Consider the following 8,982-nt stretch of genomic DNA (forward strand, 5'->3'; position numbering starts at 1 on the left):
ATTCCCAGTTTGGGGCCTGCCGACCCACGGAACCCCACCCTAACACCGACACCGACAAGCCGTCGCTGGCGCGCCGTGCGCGCGGAGGGAGCGTCGCAGAGACGCGACATCATTGCGGGACGGTGACCGATGTCGACCCCGGGCCGATGCCGTACTGGCCGGGTCGGCCGCCGTTGACCAGGTCGGCCAGCGCCAGCACCGCGGTGATGCGGCCGGACGCACTGTCGACGTCATCGACGGTGCTCACTGCGGAGCTCAACGCGGAGTCCGAGCGGGCCACGGCGACCGCCGCGGTGCCCGCCGCCGAGCCGTCGCGACCCACCAGCACCGTGCCCGATCCGTGCGGCGCCAGCCCACCGGCGAATCGGGCGACGGTGGCGCCCCGGTTACCGGCGTCGTCGCCCAGTGCCCCGCCGGTCACGACGAGCGCCGTGTTCGCCGCGCCGACTTGCTGGTCGCCGTAGGTGATGAAGCCGGTATCGCGCAGGCTCGCGAGCACTGTGGCGCGCTGGGTGTCGTCGACGGCCGCCACCTTCGGGTCTCGGTTGATCAGCAGCGCGATGCCCAGCAGGTCGCCGGCCTGCGAACCCTGGTCCACCGACGCGGTGCTCAACTGCCTTCCGGCCGGCACGATCGGCGAGTTGACCACCGACAACAGCTTCTCGGCGGCGTTGGCGTCGACGAACTGCTGGGTCAGCGCCACGGTGCCGGTGACGGTCCCTCCCGCCTGGCCGACGAGCCGCGTCACCGCGTCGATGTCGTTGTCGGCGGCATCGGGGGTACGGAACAACACGACCGACTTGTCGACCAGTGCCTCGCGCACGATGCGCGGGGACATCATCGCATCGAATTCATCAGCGGCGCTGAGCTTTTCGTTGAGCCTGTTCTTCTCCTCGGTGAGCGTGTTGATCTGCTCCTGCAGTCCCCGCTTGTCGTCGCGCAGACCCGACAGCACGGTGTTCGACAGCAAGCCGGACCCCAGCGCAACGCCGATTGCAAGGGCGAGAAACACCGCCGCGAGCGAAATCGCGTGTGTGCGTAGCGAAATCATCCTAGGTGACCCAGCCCTGGACCCATAGCGAGAAGCGGTTCCAGTAATCGACGATCCAGTCCAGCAGCGCAGCGTCGACGCGCGCCACCCACAGTGCGACGATCACCGCGACCAGCATGGCGAGCACCAGCATTGCGATCGCGCCGCCTGACACCCGACTGCGGTACAGCGTGGCAACGGCTTTGGCGTCGACGAGTTTCTCGCCCACCTTCAAACGCGTCAGAAAAGTCGACGGATTGCTCTGCTGGCGGGCGCGGTCGAAAAACTCCTCGATGCTGGCGGTGTGGCCGGCGGTGACGATCAGCGACGCGCCGTGATGGTCGCACAGCAGCAACGCCAGGTCGGCCGCCGAGCCCGCCGCGGGGAACGTCATCGCTCCGACACCGAGGTCCTGGATCCGCTCCAACCCGGCGGCGTGCCCGTCGGCGTCGGCGGGAAGCACCACCTGCGCCCCGCACCGCAGCACCTCTGCACTCATCTTGTCCGGGTCGCCGACGATGAGTTCCGGGCGATAGCCGGCCTTGCGCACCACGTCGGCGCCGGTGCCGACGCCGACTAGCACGGGTTGGTACTCCTTGATGAAGGGTTTGAGTGCCTTGAGGTCGACGGCGGCGTCGACGTCCTCGGCGACGATCACCACGTGACGCCGGTTGAGGTCGACGTCGACGTCGGGAATTCCGATGCCGTCGATCAGCAGCGGGCTCTCACTGCGAATGAACTCGATGGTGTTGCCTGCGAACGCCTCGAGGTGCGCCACCAGGCCGCTCTTGGCCTCGTGCATCAACTCATGGATCTCGTGATCGGTCCGCTCGGCCCCCGCCACCAGGCGACGATCGCCGCTGTACACGCCGCCTTCGTGCAACCGCACCCGCGCGCCGTCCTTGACCTTCTTAAAGACCTCCTGCCCGGTGTCGTCGATCAGCGTGATGCCGTTGGCCACCAGCACCTCGGGTCCCAGATTCGGGTACCGCCCTGAGATCGACGGGGAGGCGTTGACCACCCCGGTGACACCCGCTTCGACCAGCGCGTCCGCGGTGATCCGGTCCAGATCCAGCGCGTCGATCACGACGATGTCGCCCGGCGTGACGCGTCGCAGCAGCCGGTCGATGTCGCGGTCGACGCGGGCCGTGCCGGTGATGCCCGGCCGTGAGCTGGCATTGCGAGATAGCAGCGCTGACATCTTCATGCGCCGATTTTGTCGAGATCAGCGCCCTATCTGTCGGAGGCGCGCCGTATCATCTGTCCCTTTTGTCACATCAGTAACAGCGTCACGAGTAGGCCTCGAAGAGCTCGACGAGGTTGCCCGACGGGTCTCGCACCAGCGCCTGGCGGCCTCCTCGCCCGGTGATGACCTCACCGCGCAGCTCGACGCCGGCATCGCGCAGGGAAGCGACGGTGTCGTCAAGATGGTTGACCGGCAGCTGAATCCGGTTCCAGCCGCCGGGTGCCGGTTGGCTGCCGTCTTCGAGGGTCTGACCCGCACCCCCTCCGCCGCCCGGGGAGTTCAGCAGTAGCCGCAACGCCCCGCGGCGCAGCATGGCGAATCCCGGGCCTGGCCGCATGCCGACCTCGAACTGGAACTGCGATGTGTAGAAGTCCACTGCAGCATCGACATCGTCGACGATGTAGCGAACGCTTACGTTAGACATCAGTGCACCTCCTGAGCGTTATGATACATCTATGTCCCAGAAAAGTCACCGGGATCCGCGGGCTGAGCACTCCCGCCGCGTGATCTGTCGCGCCGCCCTCGACGAGTTCGCCGACGCTGGATACGCGGGCTTTCGAATGGAGTCGGTCGCGGCCCGCGCCGGGGTCGGCCGCAGCACGCTCTACCGCCATTGGCCCGACAAAGCCGCCCTGATCGCCGATGCGCTCGACACGCTCAACGTGCAACCCAACCCGGGAGGCGATGAGCCGGCGGCGACGGCGCGGCGGCGCGTCGAGGTACTGCTGCGCCACCTTGCCGCCGCGTTGACCGACTCGGCAGTGTCGGCCTGCGTTCCCGCCCTCGTCCATGCCGCCCAAAGCGAGCCCGCGGTGCGGGACTTCTTCTATGAGTACTCGGCACACCGCCGTCAGCGCTTGACCGATACGGTTGCCGTCGGTGTGGCGGGCGGCGAATTCCCGGGCCGTGTCGATCCGGAGGCAGCGGCGACGGCGTTGTCGGGTGCCCTGTTCTACCGGCGACTGGCGACATCCGATGTGGCGGATGACGACTTCGTCAGCCGCCTGGTCGACACGGTGCTGGGGCGTTAACCGGCCTCGGCACGGTCCGTCTGCGCGGCCTCGAGCAGCTCTCGCGCATGGGCACGGCCGCTGTCCGACTCCCCCAGGCCGGCCAGCATTCGCGCCAACTCAGCGACTCGGTCCTCCTCGTTGAGGCGGCGCACCTCGCTGGCGTGGTTCTTGCCGCCATTCCTCCCGCCACTGTCGACCACGAGGTGGACGTCGGCGTAGGCGGCGACCTGGGGCAGGTGGGTGACGACGATGACCTGGTGGGTGCGGGCCAGCCGGGCCAGCCGGCGGCCGATCTGCACCGCCGCGCGGCCGCCGACCCCAGCGTCGACCTCGTCGAACACCATCGTGGTGCCCTCGGCGGAGGAGGCCAGCACCACTTCGAGGGCCAACATCACCCGGGAGAGCTCACCGCCCGACGCGCTCTTGTTCAGGGGCAACACGTCGGTGCCGCGGTGCGCCGCGAATCCGAACTCGACGTTGTCGACGCCGTCGCGGCCTGCGTGCACGATGTCCCCGGACGGCAGGGTCATCGGCGCGGAGTCGTCGGCCTTGGCTGACAGCGCGCTCACCGTCACCGTGAAGTCGGCGTCGGCCATCGCCAAGCCCGCCAGTTCGGCCGTCACCGCCTTCGCCAAACCCTTCGCCGCTTTCGTTCTGGCCCTGGTCAGTTCGGCCGCCGACGAGACGACCTTGCTGCGCAGCTCCTCGACGCGGGCGTCCAGTGCGGCCAGCGCCTCCTCCGAGACGTCGAGTTGTGCCAGCCGATCTCGCGACTCATTGGCCCAGTCGAGCACGCCATCGATGTCGGCGGCATATTTCCGGGTGAGCGTGCGCAGCTCGGCCTGGCGGGCCAGCTTGGCCTCCAAGGCGCTGGCGTCGATGGGCAGTCCGGACAGAAAGGTGCTCAACTCGCTACTGACGCTGGCGATCACGGCCAGCGCCTCGGAGAGTTGTTCGGCGAGCGCCGTCAGCGCGGTGTCGCCGGTCGCCTCCAACGCCGACTTCGCCTGTGCGGCACCATGAGTCGCCGAGATGATGTCGGGTGACGGGTCGTCCGGCCCGGCTAGTGCCGCTCGTGCGACATGGGCCGCCTCACGCAGCGCGTCGAGTTCGGAGAGCCGCCGAATGTCGTCGACGAGTGCGGCATCCTCGCCGGGTTGCGGTGCGACCGCGTCGATTTCATTGAGCCCGAACTTGAGCCGGTCGGCCTCCTGCGCCAACTCCCGTGCCCGCTGTCTGCGGTCGAGGAGATCTCGACGCGCGGCCAGCCAGTCGTCGCGCGCCCTGCGGTACCGCTTCAGCGGCGTATCGACGTCGGCGAACCGGTCCAGCGCCGCGCGCTGTTCGTCGGGCCGCATCAGTCGCAGCTGATCGTTCTGCCCGTGCAGCGTGAGCAGTTCGGTGGTGAAGCTGCTCAGCGACTTCGCCGGCACGCTGCGTCCGCCGAGGTAGGCGCGCGACGGGCCGTCGCGGCTGACCGAGCGGGCGGCGATCACGCTGCCGTCGTCGTCGCGTTCAGCACCCGAGGAGTCGAGGATCTCGTCGACCAGTGACTGGATGCCATCACCGAGTTCTGTTGTCGTGAAACGACCTTCGACAACCGCGCGGTTGGCGCCGGACCGCACCCGGGTGGCGTCGGCGCGCGCGCCGCCCAGTAGATGCAGGCCGGTGACCACCATCGTCTTGCCCGTGCCGGTCTCGCCGGTCAACACCGTCAGACCGCGGTCGAACTCGGCGGTCGCCGTGCTGATCGCACCCAGTGACTCGATACGGATCTCGGAAAGCACTACTGTCCGCGCCACCCCGTGACCGGCAACCGGAACTTGCGCACAAGGCGGTCAGTGAACGGCGCGCTGTCGAGCCGAACCCACTTCACCGGGGTTCCGCACCGGGTGACCTCGACCCGCCCCCCGGCGGGCACGACCATCTCGCGGCGGCCGTCGCAGAACACCAACGCGGCATGGCCCCTCGCCTCGACCTCGATGGCGATGGCTGCGTCGGGGCTGGTGACCATCGGCCGGGCGAACAGCGCGTGGGCGTTGTTGGGCACCACCAGGATCGCCTCGAGATCGGGCCACACAATCGGGCCGCCCGCCGAGAACGCCCAGGCCGTCGATCCGGTCGGTGTCGCCACCAGCACACCGTCGCAGCCGAACGACGACACCGGCCGGCCGTCGACCTCGAGGACGGCTCCCAAGACGCCCAGCCGGGGTCCCTTTTCGAGGCTGGCCTCGTTGAGCGCCCACCCCCGGTCGACGATCTTGCCCTCCACGCGCACCACGACATCGAGCGTCATGCGCTCCTCGACGCGGTAGTCGCGGTTGACGACGTGGTCGAGCACTGTGTCGATGGAGTCGGCCTCTGCCTCTGCCAGAAAGCCGATGCGCCCGAGATTGACTCCCAGCACCGGGATTTCGACGTTACGGGCCAGCTCCGCGGCGCGCAGGAACGTGCCGTCACCGCCGAGGACGAGGACGAGTTCGCAGCCTTCGGCGGCACGTTCCTCGGCGTCGACCACTTCGATCCCCGGCCCGAGCGCGCGCTTGTCGTCGGGCGACAGGTGAACCGGGCCGCGGTCGACGGCTTCCGCTGACAGTACTTTGAGCCCGATCCCGTTGTCGCCGAGCACCTTCTGCACTCGCCGGGCCACGTCGCTGGCTTCGTCGCGACCGGTGTGCACCACCATCAGGATGGTGCGCTCAACGTTCATTGCGGACCCTCCGCGACCGCGGTGCGCACGGCGCGCAGAAGCTCCTGCCCTTGGAGCCCGCCGTCGGCGCCGTAACGCAGGTGCAAGAAGTATTCGACGTTGCCGGACGGGCCGGGCAGCGGGCTCGCTTTCACTGCGACCGTGTGCCAGCGCAGTTCGGCGGCGCGGCCCGCCACCGCGAGCACGGCGTCCGCGCGCAGGTCCGGATCGGAGACGACGCCTCCCGCTCCGACGCGCTCCTTACCGACCTCGAACTGCGGTTTCACCATGGGAACGATATCGGCGTCGGGTGATGCGCACGACGTCAGCGCCGGCAGCACTGTGGACAGCGAGATAAAGGACAGGTCGGCGACCACCAGGTCGACGGGCCCGCCGATCGCGTCGGCGCCCAATTCGCGCACGTTCGTGCGTTCCATCACCGTCACCCGGGGATCGGTGCGCAGCATCCAGGCCAGCTGACCATAGCCCACGTCGGCGGCGATCACCTGGCGCGCGCCGCGGTCGAGCAGCACCTCGGTGAAACCTCCGGTCGATGCGCCGGCGTCCAGGCAGCGGCGGCCATCGACCACTACGTCGAAGGCGGCCAGCGCGCCCATCAGCTTGTACGCACCGCGTGACACCCAGGCGCGTTCGTCAGCGCCCTCCACGGTGAGGCTGGCCGTGACCGCGACCGCGGTCGCGGGTTTGGCGGCCGGCATGCCGTCGATGCTCACCCGTCCCGCACCGATCAGTTCGGCTGCCTGCTGGCGGGACCGGGCCAGGCCACGTCGCACCAGCTCGGCGTCGACTCGCGCGCGCCGCGTCACGGCGGTCAGCCTTTCTCGACCGACTCGAGCGCCTGCACGAGCATGTCGTGCGCCTCTTCCAGCCGTGCCGCGAGGACCTCGATGTCGGTGTCGGCCAGGTCCGCAAAACCCGAGCCTTCTTGCGCGGGGTCGGGCAGGTCGGCCAGCAACTCCACGATCCGTGCGCGGATCTGTTCGGGATCGGTACTCATGTCGGGTTTCACGCTAGTCGATTCGGCTCGGCAAGCAGGGACCAGCGCCGCAGGGCCTGCTGTGCGGCGTCGTCACCGGCGGCCACGGTCACCGAGCGGCCGTCGAGGCGGGCCTTCCACACCGCGTCGGCGGTGGCGCGCACCACCGACAGTGGGTCGGCGGTTTCGCGGCCGGTGAAGTACACCGTCGCCGCAGACGTGTCGATGTCGATGCGCCAGGCCGGGTGCGGCCCGATGCGCAGCGTGTCCGCCGGCGCATCGAGCGACCGTAGATCGGCGGCGACATAGGTCGGCCGCTGCGATGCCTCCGCTCGGACGAGGTCGCCGGCGGTGCTGACACCGGTGAGCACCAGCAGGCTGAGCAGTCCGGCCGCGTTGGCACCGGCGATGTCGGTGTCGAGGCGGTCGCCCACCACGAGCGGCGTGTGAAATGTGCCGCGGGCCAACGCGTCGGTGAGCAGGGTGGGCTGGGGCTTACCGGCCACCTGCGGGTCGCGATCGGTGGCCGCGCGGAGGGCCGCGACCATGGCGCCGTTGCCGGGCAGCAGGCCCCGCTCGGACGGCAGGGTCAGGTCGGCGTTGGCCGCCACCCACAGCGCGCCGGCCCGGATCGCCAAGGATGCTTCGGCCAGGTCGGGCCAACCGGTCATCGGTGAGTGGCCTTGAACGACGGCGACCGGTCCATCCGACCACTGCCGAACGGGCTTGAGGCCGACGCGGCTGATCTCGGCGGCCAACGCGTCGGTGCCGACGACGAGAACGATTGCGCCGGGCGGCAATTGGCCGGCCAGAAGTTTCGCGGCACTTTGTGCGCTGGTGACGACGTCCTCGGGCGTGGCGGCGAAACCCAGCGCGTGCAGGTGCTGGGCGACTTCGGCCGGTTCCCGCGACGCGTTGTTGGTGACGTAGAGAGTGCGCGCGGTGACGGTGGCCAGTGTCTCGACCGCGCCCACGGTGGCCTCGTGACCGCGGAACACGGTGCCGTCGAGATCCATTAGGAGGCAGTCATGTTCGCGCGCGAGAGTGCTCACGTCAGGACAGCTCCGTGATGCGCTCTTCGGCATCGGTGACGCCGTCGACATCGGCGGCGGCAGCCTTGATGAACCACTGCAGCGCATCCTCGTTGCGCCCCAAGGCGAGAAGGGTTTCGGCGTAGACGTAGAACAGGCGGGCCGCGGTTTGTCCGGTGCGCGCCGGATCCAGTTGCGGTGTCGAAAGGAGCGCCAAAGCTTGCTCGTGCTGGCCGAGATCCGACCGGGCGCCGGCCACGACGATCCGCAACTCGTCGGCATCGTCACCGGTGAGTTGTGCGGCCTCAGGACTGCGGGCCAGTTCGATCGCCCGCTCCGGGCGTCCGACGCCGCGTTCGCAGTCGGCGATCATTGCCAGCAGTGAAGACCTGCTGCCCATACGCCGTGCGGCACGAAGTTCGGCGAGTGCTTGGGCCCAGTCGCCGCAGTGGTAGGCGGCGATTCCGACGGCTTCGCGCACTGCGGGGATGCGGGCGGCACGGGACCGGGCGGCGCGGGCATGCTCGAGCGCCGCCTGCGGGTCCTCGTCGATGAGCTGGCCGACGGCCACCAGGTGGCGGGCCACGAAGTCGGCGGTGGGACGGTCCAAGGTGGTGAGCTCGCCGCGGACATCGGGTGCCAGTTGTCTGGCTTCGATGCCTTCGGGTATCGGCGGGCCCGCGGGCTGACGCGACTCGCCGTCGGGTCTGGGCTGCGACCGCCGTGCCCGATTCGGGCCCGAACTGCGCGGGGCCGAACGTTGCGGACGGCGCCCATTGTCGCCGCCTCTCCTGTCCTCAGCCACGTATGCCTTTCTACCCGATGGACGATACCGCGAGAATACGTATTCGATTGTCGTGAAATAGAATTACCCCCCACGCAATCGTGGGGGGTAATCCTAATTTGTGTTCGGCGGTGTCCTACTTTTCCGCCCGGGTTGGGCAGTATCATTGGCGCTGGCAGGCTTAGCTTCCGG

Annotated in this window: 10 protein-coding genes; 1 reads left to right on the forward strand and 9 read right to left on the reverse strand. The window is 69.0% G+C overall.

The genetic code is table 11. From position 1 onward, the window contains the following. Positions 1–109: 109 nt before the first annotated feature. The 3 genes from AU185_RS07740 to AU185_RS07750 all read right to left on the reverse strand — a co-directional run bounded on the left by AU185_RS07740 (position 110) and on the right by AU185_RS07750 (position 2,700). Entirely contained in the window at positions 110–1,051 is a 942-nt protein-coding gene (locus tag AU185_RS07740) for a copper transporter (protein ID WP_059098643.1), read from the reverse strand. Between the two features lies 1 nt (position 1,052). After that, positions 1,053–2,237, reverse strand: a complete 1,185-nt coding sequence (steA, locus tag AU185_RS07745) for a putative cytokinetic ring protein SteA (protein ID WP_059098644.1) — start codon at positions 2,235–2,237, stop codon at positions 1,053–1,055. An 82-nt stretch (positions 2,238–2,319) separates the two neighbouring features. Beyond that, positions 2,320–2,700, reverse strand: coding sequence for a VOC family protein (locus AU185_RS07750; RefSeq protein ID WP_059098645.1), 381 nt, complete (start codon positions 2,698–2,700; stop codon positions 2,320–2,322). A 31-nt stretch (positions 2,701–2,731) separates the two neighbouring features. On the opposite strand from AU185_RS07750, the gene AU185_RS07755 reads away from it, so the two are divergent. Then, positions 2,732–3,307, forward strand: coding sequence for a TetR/AcrR family transcriptional regulator (locus AU185_RS07755; RefSeq protein ID WP_059098646.1), 576 nt, complete (start codon positions 2,732–2,734; stop codon positions 3,305–3,307). On the opposite strand, the gene recN is transcribed toward AU185_RS07755, so the two are convergent. The 6 genes from recN to AU185_RS07785 are packed head-to-tail and all read right to left on the reverse strand — an operon-like array spanning position 3,304 to position 8,811. Continuing rightward, positions 3,304–5,076, reverse strand: coding sequence for a DNA repair protein RecN (gene recN, locus AU185_RS07760; protein ID WP_059098647.1), 1,773 nt, complete (start codon positions 5,074–5,076; stop codon positions 3,304–3,306). The genes AU185_RS07755 and recN overlap by 4 nt on opposite strands. Beyond that, the gene (locus tag AU185_RS07765) at positions 5,076–5,999 is read right to left on the reverse strand and encodes an NAD kinase (RefSeq protein WP_059098648.1); all 924 of its coding nucleotides are present in this window, start codon (positions 5,997–5,999) and stop codon (positions 5,076–5,078) included. Before AU185_RS07765 ends, recN begins: the two co-directional genes overlap by 1 nt. Then, positions 5,996–6,805, reverse strand: a complete 810-nt coding sequence (locus AU185_RS07770) for a TlyA family RNA methyltransferase (RefSeq protein WP_059098649.1) — start codon at positions 6,803–6,805, stop codon at positions 5,996–5,998. The genes AU185_RS07765 and AU185_RS07770 overlap by 4 nt, the downstream gene beginning before the upstream one ends. 5 nt (positions 6,806–6,810) lie before the next feature. Then, complete coding sequence (locus tag AU185_RS07775; RefSeq protein ID WP_059098670.1) at positions 6,811–6,996, reverse strand: hypothetical protein; 186 nt, start codon at positions 6,994–6,996, stop codon at positions 6,811–6,813. 8 nt (positions 6,997–7,004) lie between these two features. Further along, on the reverse strand, positions 7,005–8,027 hold the full coding sequence (locus tag AU185_RS07780; RefSeq protein WP_059098650.1) for an HAD-IIA family hydrolase: 1,023 nt from the start codon (positions 8,025–8,027) through the stop codon (positions 7,005–7,007). A 1-nt stretch (position 8,028) separates the two neighbouring features. After that, complete coding sequence (locus AU185_RS07785; protein ID WP_082683784.1) at positions 8,029–8,811, reverse strand: tetratricopeptide repeat protein; 783 nt, start codon at positions 8,809–8,811, stop codon at positions 8,029–8,031. Positions 8,812–8,982 lie beyond the last annotated feature (171 nt).

The organism is Mycobacterium sp. GA-0227b (assembly GCF_001499855.1).
GTDB lineage: Bacteria > Actinomycetota > Actinomycetes > Mycobacteriales > Mycobacteriaceae > Mycobacterium.

Excerpts from the sequence above, each read along its gene's own strand:
- AU185_RS07740 (WP_059098643.1), bottom strand. The coding sequence starts at position 1,051 with ATGATTTCGCTACGCACACACGCGATTTCGCTCGCGGCGGTGTTTCTC.
- steA (WP_059098644.1), bottom strand. The coding sequence starts at position 2,237 with ATGAAGATGTCAGCGCTGCTATCTCGCAATGCCAGCTCACGGCCGGGC.
- AU185_RS07750 (WP_059098645.1), bottom strand. The coding sequence starts at position 2,700 with ATGTCTAACGTAAGCGTTCGCTACATCGTCGACGATGTCGATGCTGCA.
- AU185_RS07755 (WP_059098646.1), top strand. The coding sequence starts at position 2,732 with ATGTCCCAGAAAAGTCACCGGGATCCGCGGGCTGAGCACTCCCGCCGC.
- AU185_RS07765 (WP_059098648.1), bottom strand. The coding sequence starts at position 5,999 with ATGAACGTTGAGCGCACCATCCTGATGGTGGTGCACACCGGTCGCGAC.
- AU185_RS07775 (WP_059098670.1), bottom strand. The coding sequence starts at position 6,996 with ATGAGTACCGATCCCGAACAGATCCGCGCACGGATCGTGGAGTTGCTG.